A 20,069-nucleotide genomic window follows, 5' to 3' on the forward strand; every position below is an offset into this window, starting at 1 on the left:
CCATGGTGTACTGCGGGTGAGTAGCGGTGGTGAAACTATCGGCTAACAGGAGATAGACAATGAAAAAGTTTTATTTTACACGGTTACTCCGTGGGATGCTGCTCATCTCGCTAACGCTGGGGGTTTATGGTGGAGGGGCGGCGGGCGCTGCAGATTATTCGATTTACAACGCCGATAATAAAACGGTGCTGGCGGCTTATATCAATGAAGATGTCTATATAATAGGTAATCAATATTATGACGCGGGATCGTATGAAGGGGCAGTGACTCCGGTGCTTCCAATTGAAATCAAAGGCTATACCAGCAGAGAACCGGGAAAGTACACAGCTGAAGGCAAGATTTCCAGAGCCAGCATGGATGTCTACAGCGTAAGTTCTGACCTGACGAAAAGTATTGAGGGTAGTATGGGGCCGTCCTGGCTGGGTTATTTTTTGCAAACGGGCACCAATAATGGTTTTGACTTTGATAATGGTTCGCACCCAAGAAAAGCCGGGCTTGCATTACGGCTGCATATTGATGAACCCAGAACGTGGCTCAATGGTTATTGGGATTATGGTGATTATCTCTACGGTGATCCTGACCCACAGGGATTCAAAAATTATGTACAGGTCGGGAATAACACCTGGCAGATTCGTGCGCCAGGTACAATACAGTTTTTCAGATATGGTGAGTTATCAGCAATCAACGGTTCTGACCATAAACCTGTTCCTTTTCCAGTGGATATCAGCCCGGAAATGGGTATGTTTCGTATAGGTTCAGTTTTTATTGAATATTTTGCTTATAACAACACAATGACCCGGGGCGGTCCGGAAGAAAAAGCGGTTAACGGTTCGGTATACCTTATCGCTAATATCCACTTCGTCAGCCGAAAAACCACCGTAAAAATAACCGGGAATGAAATTTCCACGCATTCCGACGCGATTACATCACGCGACAGTGATCCGCCAGGCACATCGCTCGGCGATCCAATACCCGCAACACTGTCGTTTCCGTTTACCAGCACGGATCCTATCGCCTCATTACGTTTATCAAACAGCAGCGACAGTCTGAAAATTAAGGGTATCCGGGTTTTTACTACCAATGTGCCGGGCATCGGCTACCAGATTACGGATAAAGACGGGAAAGAGCTTTCACCAACCAGCGCGCGGGTGCAAGGAGGGAATCTGACGGTGCCGGTTAATTTAACCTTTATCAAGACCGGGGAAATTATGTCCGGTTCAAAAGTCAGCAAGCTGAATAATATGGGCAAACTCATGGTGATCACCGGTAAGGATATTAATGACCGGGTGCTTTATGACTCGCAGGCCCCGTTAACTTACGACGGTAACGCCAAAATTATCGTACCGGCACTGGGCTGTGATTGATGATAAATCAGCTGATCACGGACATTAACTGCGATGGCGCTGAGGCATAAACACCCGGTATTTCATCGCTGTCAGATATGTTCAGCTAGCGCTAACAAGGAGGCAGAAAATGAATCCGACAGTATGCAGTAATACCCCATCGGTCACAGTTACTGACCCTCGTGGCGGCACGATACGTGATATCTCCTGGTGTCGTCACCCGGATACGTTGCAAAACACCGAGTTGCGCATCACGAATCACCGCTTAGATGCCCGAGGGGCGATGGTTGCGAGCGCGGATCCACGGATGGGTAAAGCCGGGCTGACCAATTTCAGCTGGCTGACCGATCTGGCCGGGAATGCACTGCGCCGACAAAGTGTGGATGCGGGTATCACGCTTCACCTGCATGATGCAGCGGGTCGGTTGCTAATGATGGTGAGCGGCATCAGTACAGACAGCAAGGGGACTCAGAATCTTAATCAGGCGCTAACGCGCACCTTTCGCTATGAGTCGACCTCGCAGCCGGGCCGCCCACTGAGTATCACTGAGCAAGTGAGCGGCAGAGCTGCTCACGTCATGGAGCGTTTCGTCTATGCCGGCAACAGCCAGCAGGAGTGCGAGCATAATGTGGCTGGCTTATGTGTCAGCCACTATGATCCCGCTGGACTGCAACAGATGGAGGACGTTGCGCTGACCGGGACACCGATTATCGTTAGCCGCCGTCTGATCAGAGACGCGGATAACCCCGATTACGTAACTGACTGGCAAGGGGAGGACACCACCGCCTGGAACGATTTTCTCGAGTCAGGCCTGCATAGCACCCGTACTCTTGCCGATGCAAGTGGCGCGGTGCTGCGGTTCACTGATGCGCAAAGCAATTCTCAGCGCCTGAGTTACGACGTGGCAGGAAGGATGAACGGCAGCTGGCTGACGGTGAAAGGCGGCAATGAGCAGATTATCGTCCAGTCGATAGTTTACACCGCCGCAGGGCAGAAGCAGCGCGAGGAACATGGTAACGGGGTGGTGACCCTGTACATGTACGAACCTGAAACACAACGGTTGCTGGGAATGACGGCGCTACGTTTAGCGGATACGAAGATAATGCAGGCATTGCGCTGGTACTACGATCCGGTGGGAAATGTGACACAGGTGGTGAATGATGCCGAAGAGACCGGGTTCTGGCGCAATCAGAAAGTGGTGCCGGAGAATACTTACACCTACGACAGCCTGTATCAACTGGTGAAGGCCACCGGGCGTGAGATGGCGGATGCCGCGCGGCAGAGCAGTCGTTTACCCTCAGCCACTGTGCCGTTGCCAGGCGACAGTACGGTTTATACCAACTTTATCGAGATATACAGCTACGACAGCGCAGGCAACCTGACGCAGATGCGCCACAGTGCACCGGCGACCAATAATAATTACACCACGGATATTACGGTAAGCGACCGCAGCAACCGGGGGATTCTGAGCACAGTCGGGAACAATGCCGCAGAAGTGGACGGGTTATTCACGGCGGGGGGACAGCAGATCTGGTTACAGCCGGGTCAGGGGCTAAGCTGGACGCCGCGCGGCGAATTGTTAAAGGCCACGCCAGTGATGCGTGACGGAGCAGCGGACGACAGGGAAAGCTACCGTTATGATGCCAGCAGTCAGCGCATCCTGAAGGTCAATACACAGAAAGTTGGTGGCAGTACGCAGCTACAACGGGTGGTATACCTGCCGGGGTTAGAGCTGCGCACCACCGAAAGAGACGGTAAGGTGACGGAACAACTCCAGGTGATGACTCCCGGGGAAGCCGGTCGTGCCCAGCTTCGGGTGTTGCACTGGGAGAGCGGTCAACCAGAAGGCTCAGGCGAAAATGATGGTCTGCGATGGAGCTATGACGATCTCACAGGGAGCTGCGGTCTCGAGCTGGATGGTAAAGGACAGATTATCAGCCGGGAAGAATACTACCCTTATGGTGGTACAGCGGTATTGACGTCAAGAAGCCAGAGAGAGGTAGCCTACCGGACGGTGCGTTATTCTGGCAAAGAGCGTGATGCAACCGGGCTGTATTACTACGGTTATCGCTATTATCAACCCTGGGTGGGGCGCTGGTTGAGCGCAGATCCCGCCGGGGCGGTGGACGGACTGAACCTGTTTCGAATGGTGCGCAATAATCCTATGACATTACGGGATCATGATGGCCTGGCACCGGAAACGGAGGCGCAAAAACGGGCGCGTTATCTTTCCGAGTTACAGGATTATGATTACAGGATAGAAACAATTCTCAGTGAGATTAAAAAGATACACAATGTCGTTGATGCCATAAACGAACCGGATAAAGCCATCAAACTGCTCGGCAAGAGTGCTGCTGGGCTGATGGTCAAAACGACCGCCAACGCGGGCATAGCCGCAGCCGGAGGTGCTGTCGGTTCCGCATTAGGTGGAGCAACCCTAGGTACTATCGCTTTGCCAGGCATTGGTACTATTTTGGGTGCCACTATCGGTGCAACAATCGGTGCCACATTGGCAACGAATGTTGCCTCGCGTCCCATCAAGAAATTGCTCTTTAAGTTGAAAATTAAAACTTCCCGGTTGCAAACATCAAAAGCTAACACCGCCATGAATAGAGTTGACGATCATGAACTGGTGGCTGATACCAAAAATTGGATCCAGGAAAATCTGGGTAAAGATAGTACGAAAACCCATGGATATGCACTGGTTAAAAAAGGAATAAAAGAAGCGATATCAGTTTCGTTACCGGTTGAGGGGGGGGTAAACGGGATTCTGCTCGCAAAAGAACTGGGAAGTGGCATCACACTGGCGAAACAGGAAAAAATTATGGACACAATGGACCGCATGCAGAGGATGCTGCCCCCGGAACTGCATGAAGAAATGGTGAAAAAATGGAATTATTTAAATAGCGATCAAAGCCAGCCATTGTTTAACAAAGACAGAATGAAGAAAAAAGGTATCACCAACACCCTGCTCCAGGGAAGCATATGGGATGAGAAAATGAAGATTAAATTAATGGGAGAAATAAGGAATGATATTATGGTGAGATGTTCAGATATCTTCAGAATGATGCAAAATTCGAATAAATGGGCTGTTCAATAATTTTGATGTGCGTCTCTTGAGTTGGCAGGGCTTGCAGAATCCGGAAAAGATTCTGCAAGCTTTTTTATTTTGATAGCATTAAATTTTACTCACCAGAAAGTGGGTTTTTATACTGTATCGAATTTATAGGATGTTTAGAGCAATCAACTATCTGATGCCGCCATTCAGGTGTTTTTATGTGATAAATAATACTTACCAATAACCATTGGTGAAAAATAGTGATGTTGCATGGTTAAGCGGCTTTCTATTTTTCCAAAATTAGATTCTTGCGTGGGTTAATGTTGCCATCACTCTCCGTGATTATTATTAATAAAACAAACTGTCGGAGATTATTATGCAACATATTATCCGTTATGGGGCTATGTTACTCATTCAGACGACTTTGGTTGCCTGCTCATCTTTCTATCCCCCATGGAACAGTCCAAGGGATTATCCTGTAAATTATAACGATCTTTCCAGTGACAGGACCAGGGTCATGACCATGACTGATGAACTGCGTTCCGTCATTATTGTGCCGGGTGCGGTTAACGGCATAAATTCTGACCTGCGCGTTTGCCCGGAGCCACCGGCAGATGCGGCGGATAATATTGCCAACTCATTTAAAGCTGATCTTCAGGCATCAATGGAAAGTTCTGCCGGCAAAGCGGGCACACAGACTTCGGCCGCTAAAATATCTTCTTCTGACCTGGCATCGATATTGAATCGTTCCCAGGGGCTGGAATTATTTCGTGACGGTGCCAATGCACTTTGCCTCGCCTGGCTAAATGACATTTACAACAATGGCGATCTTAACTCGTGGCGAGATGACTTCCGCTATCTTCTGCTGATTTCATCGCAATTAATTGATAAACAAATATCTACCAATAATAAATAATCATCTATTCAAAATCATGACGGCATCGATTTTGCACACCAGGTGGTCTTCAGGCACCAGCTCGTCGAGGGTGACCATTTCAAACTGGTATTGCTGTGGGGCGGGTTCTTTCAGCACGGCAGCCAGTCCGTTAATTGCACTGACCTTATTAGATCAAAGTCCCGCTCTTACGGCCAGGACTTTGTCAGCAGTCTGAGCCCGCGATAGCGGGCTGAGTCTAGTCTGATTCGCGCACAATCAGCCTTGCTTGCTGCAAATGTTGAAAATCTGCTTCTCCAGGCTGAAAGATACGTCGGCTAAAAAAGATACCCAGTTGCTTACCATTCTCTTTAGGAAAGGGATCCATGGTGGTGAGTGGCGGGCTTGAATAGGTTGCGCCGGGCGTATTTCCGTAACCAATCAGGCTAATGTCTTTGCCAGGTTGCAACCCCAAAAGACGGCACGCTGCCATGGCACCGATAGCGATATCATCCGTTGCGCAGACAATAGCGGTGGGGATGGGCTGTACTTTAAGCAGGCGACTGGCCAGCACATAACCGTCCATCTCGGTCAGCCCCCCGACCATTTGCCACTCGTTACGATAGAGAAGCTGATGATCCAGTAAACACTGCTTGTAACCCTCGTGGCGTAAGCGTGCATAGTTGAATTCAGCCGACGTATTGATAAACGCAATATGCTTATGGCCGCGAGCAATTTGTCGCGCGGTAGCCTGATAGAATGCATCGAAATGATCGACATCCACCCATGCATGCGGGGTGGAGGATTGCGTTCTGCCAAAGGTAATAAAGGAGACATTTTGTTGCTGGGCAAACTTAACGCGCAGGTCATTAACCCGCGTCCGCAATATCAGAATGGCGTCGACCAGTTTTTGCTGCACCATGTCCTGATAGCCACGGACATCGTCATCACTTTCGTTGCTGTGCTGATTGGTGATGAGCAATTTCAGGCCAGAAGCCTGTAATTCAAAAACCAGCGCTCCCAGCATGGATGAGTAAAATGGCTCAACCAGCATGCCATTAACCAGTGGCGGCGGCAGGACCACACCGATCATATTGGTTTTGCCGCCTTTAAGTCTTCTGGCAACCGGATTAGGGATATAGCCTAATTCGATGGCCCGCTGCATAACGCGTTGCCGGGTATCATAAGCCACATCGCTATAGCCATTCAGCGCCCGTGATACGGTTGACGTTGATAACTTTAGGTCTTTGGCCAGTTCCGAAAGTGACATACATGTTCCCTGAAATCGCTGTCTGAACGAAAAGTGATTTAGCTTACCCGGTCAAGTGCCTGGCTTAAATCATTTAGAATATCGTCAATATCTTCGATACCCACCGACAGACGAATCATTTCTGGCGAGACACCCGCAGCAAGCAATTCAGCTTCGTTTAACTGACGATGCGTTGTTGAGGCGGGATGGCAGGCCAGAGAACGCGCGTCGCCAATATTGACCAGGCGTTTGAAAAGATTGAGCGCATCGTAGAACGTCTCACCGGCTTTGAAGCCGCCTGTTAAACCGAAGGATAGAATCCCGGAAGGTAAACCCTGCATATAGCGCTGAGCAAGGGCATGATGGGGATGTTCGGGCAATCCGGCGTAATTAACCCAGGAAACCGCCGGATGCTGTTGCAAAAACTTCGCCACCTGCAGCGTGTTGGCCACGTGAGCTTTCATGCGCAGCGTCAGTGTTTCGAGGCCCTGCATCAATAAAAAGGCATTCATCGGAGACAGGGCAGCGCCGGTATTTCTCAGCGGAACCGTGCGGGCGCGCGCGATAAATGCTGCCTCACCGAAGCTTTCGGTATAAACCACGCCATGATAAGCAGGCTCAGGGGTCGTCAGGCAGGAGAATTTCTCTGGATGCAAATGCCATGGGAATTTCCCGCTATCCACAATGACGCCACCCAGTGAATTGCCATGACCGCCAACGTATTTGGTCAGGGAATGGACAACAATGTCGGCACCATGCTGAATCGGTTTGCATAACACCGGCGAAGCAACGGTGTTATCAATCATCAAAGGAATGTGATGTTGATGGGCAACCTGCGCCAGGGCAGCGATATCAATAATATTACCGGCGGGATTACCAATGCTTTCACAGAAAACGATTTTGGTATTTTGTTCGATCGCTTTTTCGATAGCCTCGGGGCTGTCATTTTCGGCAAAAATCACGTTGATGCCGAGGCCCGGCAACATATGCGCTAACAGGGTATAGGTGCCGCCATACAATTGCGGTGTCGCGACAATGCTGTCCCCGGCACGCGCTAACGCCAGAATGGCGCAGGTTATTGCGGCACTGCCGGAAGATAATACGAGCGCACTAATTCCCCCTTCCAGGGCAGCCATGCGCTTCTCCAGAACATCATTGGTTGGATTCATGATCCGACTATAAATATTACCCGGCACCTCCAGATTAAAAAGGTCGGCGGCGTGCTGGGCACTGTCGAATTCATAAGCGACATTCTGATAAATAGGCACGGCAACACTTTTGGTTACTGGGTCGCACTGGAAGCCAGCGTGAATAGCAAGGGTGGCATCTTTCATTATTATCTCCTTAAGATAAGTAATACGGGAGGTATCGAATCGGATAAATTGAGCATTAGATGTAATGCATCCCGATCAATTCTTCAATCCCTGCATCTTTCGTTCTCATCAGCTAATATTTAAAAGTGTCGCAATTTGGTGCGATGCAGGGTGCGCGCGCACTCTTTTTGTGCATAAAAAGAACGGTTGTTATTAATAAAGAGGAATCAAAAACGGTTTTGTTAACTGGCATCCGACTTGCAACGAACAGGAAAATACGCCTTATTTTATTTTCTAATAAACTTAGAATTAAAAAACACGACTACGGTGGTTGATACATGAGAGAGTTAAGTTTAAAAGATGTCCAGCCTGCAATGTATGGTGGGTTATTGCTCTCGGCGGGGGGGAGTGGTGTTAATAATTCTCTGGAGAAACACGATCTCGCGGCGGAAGTGGCACTGGGTCTTAATATTGTCAAACTGGCGGAATTGGATGAAATCGATCCTGAAGGGTATGTATTAATTTCCACATCAGTAGGTGCGCCAGGATTTGCCCAACCAGAACTGGTGTTAAAAGATCATATTACCGCCGCCGAAAATCTGATTGAAAAACTCGGACGCAAACCTGCCGGTGTGATGTGTGGTCATGTCCCCGGATTTAATGGCTGGCTGGTGGCTGCGGCCCTGGATCTGCCCTACATTGACGCGGCTGCTAATGGCCGTGGGCATCCCACCGTGAAAATGGGCGGAATGGGCCTGGCCTCCAGGCCGGATATCTCGATTGTTCAGGTTGCGCAGGCAGGTTTTGCCTCATCCGGGTCGAAAATTGCCGTCGTCGCTGAAGGGAATTTGATCAAAACCTCCCAGGTCATGCGCCATTGCGCCACCATCAGTGGTGGGTTGGTAGCCTCAGCGAGAGGCCCTTACCAGGCTGATTTTATTCGTGAAAATGGGGCCGCCGGGGCCATATCGTTCCAGATTGAACTCGGCAAGGCGATGTTATCCGCCCCCCAGGGATTGGCCCGGGCTAGTGCTGCCGCCGCATTTATGGGGGGAGAAGTTATTCTGACCGGTAAAGTGGTAACGAACGATGTGGTCTATCAGGATGGCTTCGACATTGGTTTTGTCACCATAACCGATGGCACTGAGACCCTGCGTCTCGGGGTTTACAATGAATATATGACGGCCGAAAAAGACGATGCTCGTCTGGCGACGTTCCCGGACATGATTGGTTCTGTCGATGCAGTGACCGGAGACCCGATTGCTATTTCAACCATGAAAACGGGCCAGGAAGTCAGCATTATTATTGCGCATCATTCCTCCTTCCCGCTGGGTAAAGGTGCTCTGGACCCGGTGGTATTTGCAGAGATCGAGCAAGGGCTTGGGCTGGAACTGTACTCATATATAAACGCAAAATAACAGGACGTATTATGATTAAGTTGTATGACAGCAAACTTTCCGGCAATGCATGGAAAATTAGATTGATGTTGAATTTTTTGCAAATCCCCTACACCAGGGAAACCTTAAATCTGGCGGAAGGTAAGCATAAAGAAGAAGCCTTCAAAAAAAGAAATCCATTTGCCCGTATCCCGGTAGTTGAACTTGCTGACGGACGTCACCTTAATGAGTCCAATGCTATCCTGCTTTATTTTGCCGAAGGTTCTTCATTGCTGCCTGCCGATCCGGTTATGCGATGCAAAATTAATTCATGGTTGTTCTTTGAACAGGCGGATTTATTGCGTTTCCTGGCTTATCCACGTTTTTATACCATGACAAACCAGCGTGAAAAGTTTGCCGATATCATTGCGCATTATATGGAGTTGGGGAAAATCGCCCTTACCCATGTTAATCAGGCGCTGGAGAACAATAGCTGGATCGCCGGGGAAAGTTTAAGTGTGGCCGATTTCAGTCTGTATCCTTATATCTCGATGGCGGAAGAAGGTGGATATAGCTTAGCGGAATGGCCAGCTATTCAACGCTGGATGAGTAATTTCAAAGATATTCCCGGTTATGAAAATCTGGTGAATGCCTGATTATTATTTCTTTCGCTAACAGGTGGGTGGCACGGCGTTGCTGCCAGGGTTAATTTTTCGACCTTTCAGGATCATAATTATGTCTCGTCACATCACTGCCCAGCGGGGTAGCGAATTACGCTGTAAAGGATGGCGTCAGGAAGCCATTCTCAGAATGCTGGAAAATAATCTGGAAAATGCCGAGAACCCAGACCAGCTGGTGATTTATATGGCTTGGGCAAAAGCCGCACGCGACTGGACCAGTTTCGATCACACGGTTGCGGCCTTAAAACGGCTGGAAACCGATCAGACGCTGGTGATGCAATCCGGCAAGCCAGTCGGCATTTTCTCTTCACAAAACACCACGCCAGTGGTCCTGATGGCAAATGGCAATGTTGTCGGTGGCTGGGCTGGCGATGATGACTATCGCGCGCTGGAACGGGCAGGGCTGACGATCATGCCGGGCATGACGGCGGCCGCCTGGCAGTACATTGGCAGCCAGGGCATTTTGCAGGGCACCTATGAAACCTTCATGTCCGCTGCACGGCAACATTTCTCTGGTAGCCTGGCGGGTCGGCTGATTGTCACGGGCGGATGCGGTGGCATGAGTGGCGCGCAACCCCTTGCCGGGCAACTGGCCGGGGCCGCAACGCTGGTGGTGGAAGTGGATGCGAGAAAAATTCAACGCCGCCTCGACAGTGGTTACTGCCAGGTGCTGACCTATGAACTGGATGAAGCGCTGGGCCTGTGCGCCGAAGCGCAGTCTGCCGGTAAAGGGATTTCGGTAGGGTTAGTGGGGAATATCGCCGAAGTCCTGAGCATCCTGGTTGAGCGCAACCTGACACCGGACATTGTGACTGACCAGACCATCGCTGACCCGGTCAACGGCTATTTCCCGCTGGGTGTGACGCCCGAAGCGGTTGCCCGCCTGCGTCAGACCGATCCGGAAAAATTAAAGACATTGTCGTATGCCACACTCAACCAGCATGTTTCAGCCATGCTGACGTTGCAGTCGCGTGGTGCGATTGTTTTTGAATATGGTAACAACCTGCGCAAATATGCCAGCGAAGCGGGCGTCAGCGCCGCCTTTGACATCCATTCCTTTATTGAACTGTTTATTCGCCCCCTGTTTTGCCAGGGCATCGGTCCATTCCGCTGGATCGCAGTGAGCGGCAATCCCCAGGACATCTATAAGATTGATGAGCTGGTGCTTGAGTTGTTCCCGGAAAATCAGCGCATCGTCGATTGGATAAAAACCGCCAAAGAACATGTGCAGTTTACCGGTCTGCCCGCGCGTATTGGCTGGATGGGGTACGGTGAACGCAAAAAGCTGGCGCTGGCGGTGAACCAGCTGGTGGCGGCGGGTGAAATTGGGCCGATCGCTTTTACCCGTGACCATCTCGATTCAGGTTCTGCCACTTTACCGCATCGTGAAACGGAAAATATGGCGGACGGTTCCGACGCGATTGCTGACTGGCCGATTCTCAATGCTCTGCTCAACTGTGGTTCAGGTGCCGATCTGGTGGCCGTGCACTCTCTAGGCAACTGGGGGGTATCTGCCGGGGTCACCACCGTGGCAACGGGGGATGAAGAGTCTGCCGGGCGTTTAGCCCGCGTGATGGATAACGATACCAGTATCGGGATCCTGCGCCATGCCAGTGCCGGTTATGAGACAGCGGTTGATCTCGCTATCGAATCCGGGCTGGGTATTGCGGCACAGTTCAGGGGCTGATATCGATGTCACAGTCATCCACGCGCTCCGTTCTGACCTCAACGCACTGGGGAATTTACCAGTTGCAGATTGAGAACGCGACCATTGTCGGCGTGCAGCCCTGGGCGGATGATCCGGAACCCTCGGCGATTGGCGAATCGCTGCCGGAAGCCGTTGATGGTCCGGTGCGCATTGCCCGCCCTTTGATCCGCCGTGGCTGGTTGGATAAAACCCCCCGCGATCGTAAGCCGCGGGGCCGGGATGAATTTATCGAGGTGTCCTGGGACGAAGCACTGGGGCTGGTGGCGGGAGAGCTGGATCGTGTGCGGCGGCAATATGGTAACCCGGCGATTTATGCAGGTTCCTACGGCTGGGCCAGCGCTGGACGTTTCCATCATGCCCAAAGTCAGATCCATCGTTTTCTGAATCTGGCCGGGGGCTATACCGGCTCAGAGAATACCTACTCATCCGCAGCAGGTGAGGTGGTTCTGCCGTATATCATTGGCAATCAGCGCGGGTTGGTGAGCCATTACACCACCTGGGAGCAGATCGCCAATCATAGCGGCCTGGTGCTGACTTTTGGCGGCTTACCTGGCCGCAATAGCCAGATTCAGGGCGGTGGCGTCGGCAGGCACAATCATCAGCAGGCGCTGCAACATGCTGCTGAGCAGGGCGTGCAGTTTATTAATGTTTCGCCCTGCCGCCAGGATATGCCGGAGCAGATGGCGTGTGATTGGTTGCCCATCCGCCCAAATACCGATACCGCGTTGATGCTGGCGCTGTGCAGTGAATTGATCCGACAGCAACGGCACGATATGGCGTTTATTCAGCGTTATACCGTGGGTTTCGAAAAGGTTCTGGCCTATTTACAGGGTCAGGACGATGGCATAACCAGGGATGCAGCGTGGGCTGCGCAGATCTGTGACATTCCGCAGGCAAAGATTATCGAGCTGGCAGAGTTAATCGCCGCGAAGCGCACCATGATCATGGTTAACTGGGCCATTCAGCGCGCGGAATACGGCGAGCAGCCCTACTGGGCCGCTGTGACCCTGGCTGCTTTGCTTGGGGAAATCGGTTTACCGGGTGGTGGATTCGGTTTCGGCTACGCCTGTCTGAACGGCGTGGGTCAGGATGAACTGGGCTATCGCTGGCCAAGTCTGCCGCAGGGGAAGAATCCGGTTGAGGACAGTATCCCGGTGGCCCGGCTGGCCGATATGCTGCTGTCACCGCATGCGGAATATGCCTTTAACGGCAAGACGCTGCGTTACCCGGATATCCGCCTGGTGTACTGGGCGGGCGGTAACCCTTTTCATCATCATCAGGATCTTAATCGTCTGGTTGAAGCCTGGCAGCAACCGGAAACCATTATCGTGCAGGAACCATTCTGGACGGCCACCGCACGTCATGCCGATATTGTGTTGCCAGTCACCACTTCATTCGAGCGCAACGATCTGGCGCTGGTGAACCGCGATAACACCGTGGTGGCGATGAAGCAGGCGATCCCACCTTTCCGGGAAGCGCGGGATGATTACCATATTTTCCAGGGACTGGCGCGACTGATGGGCTTTGAAGCGTCGTTCACCGAGGGGAAAACAGCAGAAGACTGGGTTGCCGAACTTTATGAGCAATCGCGCAGCCGCAATCCGCAATTGCCGCCGTTTACCCAGTTCTGGCAACAGGAAGTCACTACCTTCCCGTTACCTGACAGCCATTTCAACCTGCTGGCAGAATTTCGTGCCGATCCGCTGGCTCATCCTCTGCGCACGCCTTCGGGCCGCATTGAATTGTTTTCACAGCAGGTTGCCGATTTTGGTTATGCGCAGTGCCCGGGGCATGCGGTGTGGCTGGCACCGGATGAATGGCTGGGATCGGATCTGGCCCGGCATTATCCGATTCATCTGTTATCGCCACAGCCCGCGGACAAATTGCACAGCCAGTATGATCACGGCAAACACAGCCGCGCCGGGAAAATTGCCGGACGTAATCGTCTGCTGATGAATGCAACTGATGCCGATGCGCGGGGAATTGGCGAGGGCGACATCGTGCGCGTTTACAACGCGCGTGGTCAATGTCTGGCCGGGGTGAGGCTAACGGATACGTTGATACCCGGGGTGGCGCAACTGCCCACCGGTGCCTGGTTTGACCCGATCTATCTTGACGATGGCTGTCTGGATAAGCATGGCAATCCCAATGTCCTGACGCAGGATAAGGGCAGTTCTCCGCTTGCGCAGGGACCCAGCTGTAATTCTCTGCTAGTGGAAATTGAGCGCTATGCAGGCATAGCACCGCCTGTTACGGCATTTACCCCGCCGGATATTTATTACCAGACCGAATAAGTCTGCGGGTTATTCAGCATTAAATAATGCGTGAGAAGTCATGCGGTTTTAACAGCCTGGGTGATTTCATTCCGATTTGCAGTGGTATTAATTTAAATTTAAAAAGGTATGAATATGTCTTCGCAGAAATTCACATGTGAAAAGGTCATCACAGGTATCGTTGTTCTGGCCGACAGAATGATTGATGACGGTTTTGTCGCGATTAACCAGGGACTCGTTGTCGCGGTAGGTTCAGCAGAAGAGGGCGTGCCTGAAGCGAATGAGGTTATTGATTATCGTGATAGCTATATTTTCCCCGGTGCGATTGATGCTCAGGTTCACAGCCGCAGTCAGAAAGACAATGAAGATTTTATCTGGTCAACGAAGGCCGCTGCTGCGGGCGGTGTGACCACCATCGTGGATATGCCTTATGATGCCGGACGTTTAATCTGCAACGAAGCACTGTTTAACCTGAAAAGAGCAGAAGCAGAAGCTCAGGTCAGGGTTGATTTTGCTTTGTATGGCACGGTTCATCCAGAGGAAGGCAAACAACATCTGGCGGCGATGGCGCAGGCCGGTGCCATCGGTTTTAAATTCTCCAGTTTCGGCACCGATGCTCAGCGTTTCCCGCGTATTGCCCCGCATATGTTGCATGAATGTTTTAGTGAAATCGCCTCGCTGGGTTTAATTGCCGGCGTGCATAACGAAAATGATGAGTCGGTTAAATTCCTGATTGAAAAATTGAAACAGGAAAATATCACCGACTATCGCGCACATAATCTTTCCCGTCCTCGTTATACGGAAAATATCGCCAGTGCCGAAGTGTATGAACTGGGCGCGGAAACAGGTTGTCGTGCGCATATTGTTCACTGCTCGAATGGCCGTGGTATTCAATTATGCAAGAGTTATCGTGACCAGGGATACGATGTGACCGTCGAAACCTGTCTGCATTATTTAACGCTCAGCGAAGAAGAAGATGTTGCCCGGCTGGTCGGAAAGGCAAAAATTAATCCACCGGTGCGCCAGAAAGCGGAGCGTGAAGCCTTGTGGCAGCATCTGGAACAGGGAAATATTACCGTCCTTTCCACCGATCACGTTAGCTGGTCACTGGATCGCAAACAATCCGCCAATATGTTTGAAAACGCGTCAGGGGCGTCTGGTCTCGAACTGCTGGTGACGCTGGCGCTGACCGGTGCTGAACAACGCAATGTGGCCTTTCATCATCTGGCGAAAGTGCTGAGCTATAACGCGGCGCGGCTGTTTAAACTGGATAATTGCAAAGGCGCACTGGAATGCGGCAAAGATGCCGATCTGATCATCATTAAACGCGATCCTTATATCTATTCGGCGGCGGCCAGCGGCAATAACTTCTCTGGCTGGTCTCCTTATGATGGACGCGAAATTTATTACCGGGTTGAACGCACCATGCTGCGCGGTGAATGGGTCTATGCCGACAATGTGGTGACGGCAGAACCCGGCAATGGCCAGTTTGTGTCGCCACAGACCCGCCGTCAGGAGCCGGGCACATGCTGATCAACGACAATCGGATGTGGCAATGGCTGCAAACCCTGAGCCAGTACACCGACCCGGCGCAACCCTACACGCGTCGTTCGTTCAGCGATCGTTTCCTGCAAGGACGTGGCTGGTTAACCCAACTGATGCAGGAGCTGGGGCTGGCAACACGCATTGATAGTGCGGGCAATCTGATTGGTACCCTCCAGGGGACTGATCCCGACGCGGGAACTGTCGTTATAGGCTCTCACAGCGATACCGTGCCGGGGGGCGGGCGCTTTGACGGTATCGCCGGGGTGATTGCCGGGCTGGAGTGCGTGGCAGCCATGACCCATGCCGGTTACCGGCCACGGCACACCCTTGAAATCATCGATTTTCTCGCGGAAGAACCCAGCGAATGGGGTGTTTCCTGCGTCGGCAGCCGGGGAATCAGTGGCTTTCTCGATGAAAAATTACTGGCGACACCACACCCGGTAAGTGGAGAAACGCTGCGGGAGGCGGTACGGCGTATGGGCGGCAATCCTGACCAGCTGTCTGTCAGAAACGACATCACCGCCAGTTTTGAACTGCACATTGAACAGGGGCAGATCCTCGAACATCACGAGGAGGATATCGGTATTGTCAGCGGCATTGTCGGGATTTTACGTCTGACGCTGACGTTAAGCGGCCAGGCCGCTCATGCCGGTACTACACCGATGGCGATGCGTCAGGATGCGCTGGTGGCGGCGGCCAACGTGATTCAGCGTGCCGATAGCCATGCGCATGCGGTACTTAAAACCACCAAGCACCATCTGACCGTCACCTGCGGGCAAATTTTCGCCTCACCCAACGCCAGCAATGTGGTGCCGGGTGAAGTCAGGCTGGTGTTTGACATCCGTTCAGACAATCACGCGTTGATGGAGACATTCGCCGCATCACTGCGAGCGATCGCCGCACAGGCAGCGGAGGAGTGCAGCGTCTCGTTGTATGACTTTGAAGTCCTGACGGACACCCATCCGACCTTATGTCACCCGCAGCTGATGGCGTTGATTGAGCAATCATGCCAGCAGCGCGGATGGCTATCCCGGATCATGCCCAGCGGTGCCGGGCACGATAGCGCCTTTATTGCCACCCTCGCCCCCGCAGCAATGCTGTTTGTTCCCAGCCTGCTCGGCAAAAGCCACTGTCCGGAAGAGTGGACATCACAAGAACAACTGGCGCGTGGCATCAGCGTATTACTGGATTCTTTCATCGCTTTTGACCAGCGCGACTCCTGAACACCAGATTGCCGCCCCTCATTCAGCGTTCATTGTGGGGTGGCACAGAAAATAAGGTAGTGGATTAATCATGATTTCGTTCGAGAACGTCACCAAACATTATGAAGATGGCACGCTGGTTGTTGACCGGCTGTCCTTAACGGCGCCGACCGGGAAGCTCACCATTCTTGTCGGGCCATCAGGATGCGGCAAAACCACCACATTACGCATGATTAATCGGTTAATTGAGCATTCATCGGGGAAAATTTTACTCAATGGTCAGTCCATTGAAGAAATGGATGTGGTCAAACTGCGCAGAAGAATTGGCTATGTCATTCAGAATGCGGGGCTTTTTCCGCATAAAAACATCATTGATAACATCGCTGTGACCGCCATTCTCAACGGTGCAACCCGCCAGGCGGCGCGTAAAACGGCACACGAATTGCTGGAACGGGTGGGGTTATCGGCAGCACTGGCAACCCGCTATCCCTGGCAGCTTTCGGGCGGACAGCAGCAACGCGTCGGTGTTGCGCGGGCGCTGGCTTCTGACCCGGAATTTATGCTGATGGATGAGCCATTCAGTGCGGTTGACCCGGTGGTGCGTGAACAGCTGCAGGATGAATTTCTCCGTCTGCAACGGGAAATTGGCAAAACCATCATCATGGTCACCCACGATATTGATGAGGCGATGAAGCTGGGAGACCAGGTCGCGGTGCTGATGCCGGGTGGCAGACTGGCGCAAATGGCCTCTCCGGCGACATTGCTTAGCGCGCCTAAAAGCCCGTTTGTTGCTGATTTTATTGGCCGGGATCGTGGTTATCGCCGCTTAACTTTCAGCCCTTTGCACCCACAGTTGCCTTTGCAACCTGAACCCAGTATCAGCGTGGGTGAGAGTGTGGCCAACGCCAGAGCGCTGGCTCAGGGGCGCTGGATTCTGGTCACCGAAGATCAGAAACCGCTGGGATGGTTTGATGTGGAACAGACCACGGCAGCAACCGTTGACCTGCACGACATTAATCTTGGCAGCACTTTCTCGCCGTTATCCGGCACGTTACGTCAGCTGACGGACGCGGTTCTCAGCTCCCCCTGCCAAAGGGGCATTATTGTTGATGACCAGCAACGCCTGTTAGGGGCAATGGATTTTGATAATGTGCTGGAAACCCTGCGTGCCAGTAATAAGGAGGTGGGGTTATGAGGTTTGATTGGTTATGGCGGCAAAGCGATCAGATCTTCCAGCTGTTTATCTGGCATCTCTGGCTGTCTGTGGTGCCGGTGTTGATCGGCTTATTGCTGGCTATCCCGATTGGACGCTTAATTCAGGCTGTGCCGCGCCTGAAAGCGCTCATCCTCAATCTGTTTGGCCTGCTTTATACCATTCCCTCGCTGGCGCTGTTTATTTTGCTGCCCGCCGTGCTGGGAACACGCATTCTCGACACCATCAATGTGGTGGTGGCGCTGACAATTTACGCCTTCGCCTTATTGGTGCGTACGGTATGCGATGGACTGGATTCCGTCGCGCCGGATATCCGCCAGGCGGCTCTTGCGCTGGGATACAAACCCTTGCAGCAATTTGTCGCCATCGATCTGCCGATCGCCATACCGGTGATTGCCGCAGGTATCCGTGTTGCCATCGTCTCTAACGTCAGCATTGTCTCGATTGCGGCGCTGGTGGGCACGCCACAATTAGGCAGTTTGTTTACCCAGGGTTTTCAGCTGCAATTTCTGACGCCGATCATCGCCGGAGTGGTGTTGTGCATTCTGCTGGCCTTTATCCTCGATAACCTGGTGGTCTATGGCACCCGTCGTCTGGTGCTGTGGCAACCGGCAAGGAGAACATCATGATTGACTGGTTTGCTGATGGCGCACACTGGACGGGCGATGGCGGCTTATGGGTACTGATCTACCAACATCTGATTTACAGCGCGGTTGCCCTGATTTGTACCATGATCGTGGCTTTTCCGATTGGTTGCTACTGCGGCCATACTGGCAAAGGTGAACGATTATTACTCGGTTGCGCCAACGCTCTGCGGGCTTTGCCTTCATTTGGCCTGATCATTATCCTGGTGATTGTTCTGGGGCCGGTTTTTACCTCGGATTTAGCCTTTATCATCCCGAGCCTGATTGTGTTAATTGCCCTGGCACTGCCTTCGATCATGCTTGGCATCTGGTCGGGAATAACCAGTATCGATCGTACCGTGATTGATGCCGCCAGAGGAATGGGATATTCCGACTTACGTCTGTTATTAACCGTAGAATTACCCTGTGCCTTACCCTTGATTATTTCAGGTATTCGTAGCGCAACGCTGCAAATCATCTCCACCGCCACCATCGCTGCTTATGTTTCATTAGGCGGTCTGGGACGGTTAATTATTGATGGGCGCGCACAAAACGATTATCCACAGATGATTGCTGGCGCAGTGCTGGTGGCATTGCTGGCACTGCTTGTTGATTGCTTTTTTTCACTGCTGATCAGAATCATTGTTTCCCCTGGCATTTTACGGCGGGAGTCCCTGCTGAAATCACCCATTCGTTTATTTTCTACACGCAACCGGAGTCTGCTTAAATGAAATTGAGTCATTTTTTTGCCGTGTCACTGTTTTCTCTCGCGTTTGCTCAGGCATCCTATGCGGCAACGCCAACAACGATTATTGTCGGATCGGCGGATTTTCCTGAAAGCCAGCTGTTAGCGACTATTTATGCGGATGCGCTGGCAGCGAAGAATATTCATGTTGAAAGGAAAATGAATATCGGCAGCAGGGAGGTATACATGCCCGCGCTCACTGATGGCTCGATCAACCTGATTCCGGAATATACCGGTGCGGCTCTGCAATATTTTGATAAGAATTCTACGGCGAAAAGCAGCGATCAAGTGACCAGTGACCTGAAGAAGGTGTTGCCAAAAGGGATTGCCATGCTGACGCCCTCACAGGCTCAGGATGTGGTGACCCTCGCGGTAACGAAGAAAACCGCCAGTGAATATAATCTGAAAGATATCGATGATCTTAAGGATCACAGTAAAAATATGATCCTCGGCGGTCCGGCAGAATGGAAAACCCGCCCGGAAGGGATCCCCGGATTAAAATCAGTCTATGGGTTGAATTTTAAATCCTATAAAACGCTGGATGTCTGTGGTCCGCTGACGCTTTCTGCCCTGGAACACGGGCAGGTGAATGTTGCCTGTGTGTTCTCCACCGATCCTGCCATTAACACCAAAAATCTGGTGTCGTTAAAAGATACCAAAAATCTTAATCCGGTGCAGAATGTCGTTCCCTTGCTGTCCGCCGATAAGGCAGATAAGACCGTGAGTGATACGTTAAATGCGATCTCTCAGGCGTTAACCACGGAAGATTTGATTGCGATGAATGCGCGTCTTAATGATCATGATGATTTTGATACGATCGCCAATGACTGGCTTAAAGCACATAAAATAAACTAACTCCACACGGTG

At 51.8% G+C, this 20,069-nt stretch carries 15 protein-coding genes; 13 read left to right on the top strand and 2 right to left on the bottom strand.

Translation table 11 applies throughout. From position 1 onward, the window contains the following. Positions 1-59 precede the first annotated feature (59 nt). The 3 genes from RCF31_RS27440 to RCF31_RS27450 all read left to right on the top strand — a co-directional run bounded on the left by RCF31_RS27440 (position 60) and on the right by RCF31_RS27450 (position 5,317). A complete protein-coding gene (locus tag RCF31_RS27440) occupies positions 60-1,364 on the top strand; it encodes a hypothetical protein (protein WP_416414833.1) in 1,305 nt (434 codons plus the stop codon). 109 nt (positions 1,365-1,473) lie between these two features. Continuing rightward, a complete protein-coding gene (locus RCF31_RS27445) occupies positions 1,474-4,443 on the top strand; it encodes an RHS repeat protein (RefSeq protein WP_416414834.1) in 2,970 nt (989 codons plus the stop codon). Positions 4,444-4,924: 481 nt separating this feature from the next. Then, positions 4,925-5,317 (top strand): hypothetical protein, encoded by a 393-nt coding sequence (locus RCF31_RS27450; RefSeq protein ID WP_416414835.1) that lies wholly within the window; start codon positions 4,925-4,927, stop codon positions 5,315-5,317. A gap of 217 nt (positions 5,318-5,534) precedes the next feature. Here RCF31_RS27450 and RCF31_RS27455 read toward each other — a convergent pair whose 3' ends face one another. Both RCF31_RS27455 and RCF31_RS27460 read right to left on the bottom strand, forming a co-directional pair. After that, the gene (locus RCF31_RS27455; RefSeq protein WP_084879320.1) at positions 5,535-6,545 is read right to left on the bottom strand and encodes a LacI family DNA-binding transcriptional regulator; all 1,011 of its coding nucleotides are present in this window, start codon (positions 6,543-6,545) and stop codon (positions 5,535-5,537) included. Between the two features lie 38 nt (positions 6,546-6,583). Next, positions 6,584-7,858, bottom strand: coding sequence for an O-acetylhomoserine aminocarboxypropyltransferase/cysteine synthase family protein (locus RCF31_RS27460; protein ID WP_416414836.1), 1,275 nt, complete (start codon positions 7,856-7,858; stop codon positions 6,584-6,586). A gap of 317 nt (positions 7,859-8,175) precedes the next feature. Here RCF31_RS27460 and RCF31_RS27465 point away from each other — a divergent pair, with 317 nt between their 5' ends. The 10 genes from RCF31_RS27465 (at position 8,176) to RCF31_RS27510 (ending at position 20,057) form a co-directional block, all read left to right on the top strand. Then, positions 8,176-9,255: a DUF917 family protein gene (locus RCF31_RS27465; protein WP_416414563.1), complete on the top strand. Its 1,080-nt coding sequence runs from the start codon at positions 8,176-8,178 to the stop codon at positions 9,253-9,255. Between the two features lie 20 nt (positions 9,256-9,275). After that, positions 9,276-9,869: a glutathione S-transferase family protein gene (locus RCF31_RS27470; RefSeq protein ID WP_416414564.1), complete on the top strand. Its 594-nt coding sequence runs from the start codon at positions 9,276-9,278 to the stop codon at positions 9,867-9,869. A gap of 79 nt (positions 9,870-9,948) precedes the next feature. Beyond that, complete coding sequence (locus tag RCF31_RS27475) at positions 9,949-11,580, top strand: urocanate hydratase (RefSeq protein WP_416414566.1); 1,632 nt, start codon at positions 9,949-9,951, stop codon at positions 11,578-11,580. Positions 11,581-11,585: 5 nt separating this feature from the next. Continuing rightward, positions 11,586-13,895 (top strand): molybdopterin-dependent oxidoreductase, encoded by a 2,310-nt coding sequence (locus tag RCF31_RS27480; RefSeq protein ID WP_416414568.1) that lies wholly within the window; start codon positions 11,586-11,588, stop codon positions 13,893-13,895. Between the two features lie 114 nt (positions 13,896-14,009). Beyond that, positions 14,010-15,407: a dihydroorotase gene (locus RCF31_RS27485; RefSeq protein ID WP_416414570.1), complete on the top strand. Its 1,398-nt coding sequence runs from the start codon at positions 14,010-14,012 to the stop codon at positions 15,405-15,407. Then, a complete protein-coding gene (locus RCF31_RS27490; RefSeq protein ID WP_416414571.1) occupies positions 15,401-16,642 on the top strand; it encodes a Zn-dependent hydrolase in 1,242 nt (413 codons plus the stop codon). Before RCF31_RS27485 ends, RCF31_RS27490 begins: the two co-directional genes overlap by 7 nt. A gap of 70 nt (positions 16,643-16,712) precedes the next feature. After that, positions 16,713-17,816: an ABC transporter ATP-binding protein gene (locus RCF31_RS27495; protein ID WP_299454059.1), complete on the top strand. Its 1,104-nt coding sequence runs from the start codon at positions 16,713-16,715 to the stop codon at positions 17,814-17,816. After that, positions 17,813-18,463 carry an ABC transporter permease gene (locus RCF31_RS27500; protein ID WP_416414573.1) on the top strand — a complete coding sequence of 217 codons (651 nt, stop codon included), beginning with the start codon at positions 17,813-17,815 and terminating at the stop codon, positions 18,461-18,463. Before RCF31_RS27495 ends, RCF31_RS27500 begins: the two co-directional genes overlap by 4 nt. After that, positions 18,460-19,188, top strand: coding sequence for an ABC transporter permease (locus RCF31_RS27505; protein ID WP_416414574.1), 729 nt, complete (start codon positions 18,460-18,462; stop codon positions 19,186-19,188). Before RCF31_RS27500 ends, RCF31_RS27505 begins: the two co-directional genes overlap by 4 nt. Further along, positions 19,185-20,057 (top strand): ABC transporter substrate-binding protein, encoded by an 873-nt coding sequence (locus RCF31_RS27510; protein WP_416414575.1) that lies wholly within the window; start codon positions 19,185-19,187, stop codon positions 20,055-20,057. Before RCF31_RS27505 ends, RCF31_RS27510 begins: the two co-directional genes overlap by 4 nt. Positions 20,058-20,069 lie beyond the last annotated feature (12 nt).

This window comes from Pantoea sp. App145 (genome assembly GCF_047947045.1).
Lineage (GTDB): Bacteria > Pseudomonadota > Gammaproteobacteria > Enterobacterales > Enterobacteriaceae > Pantoea.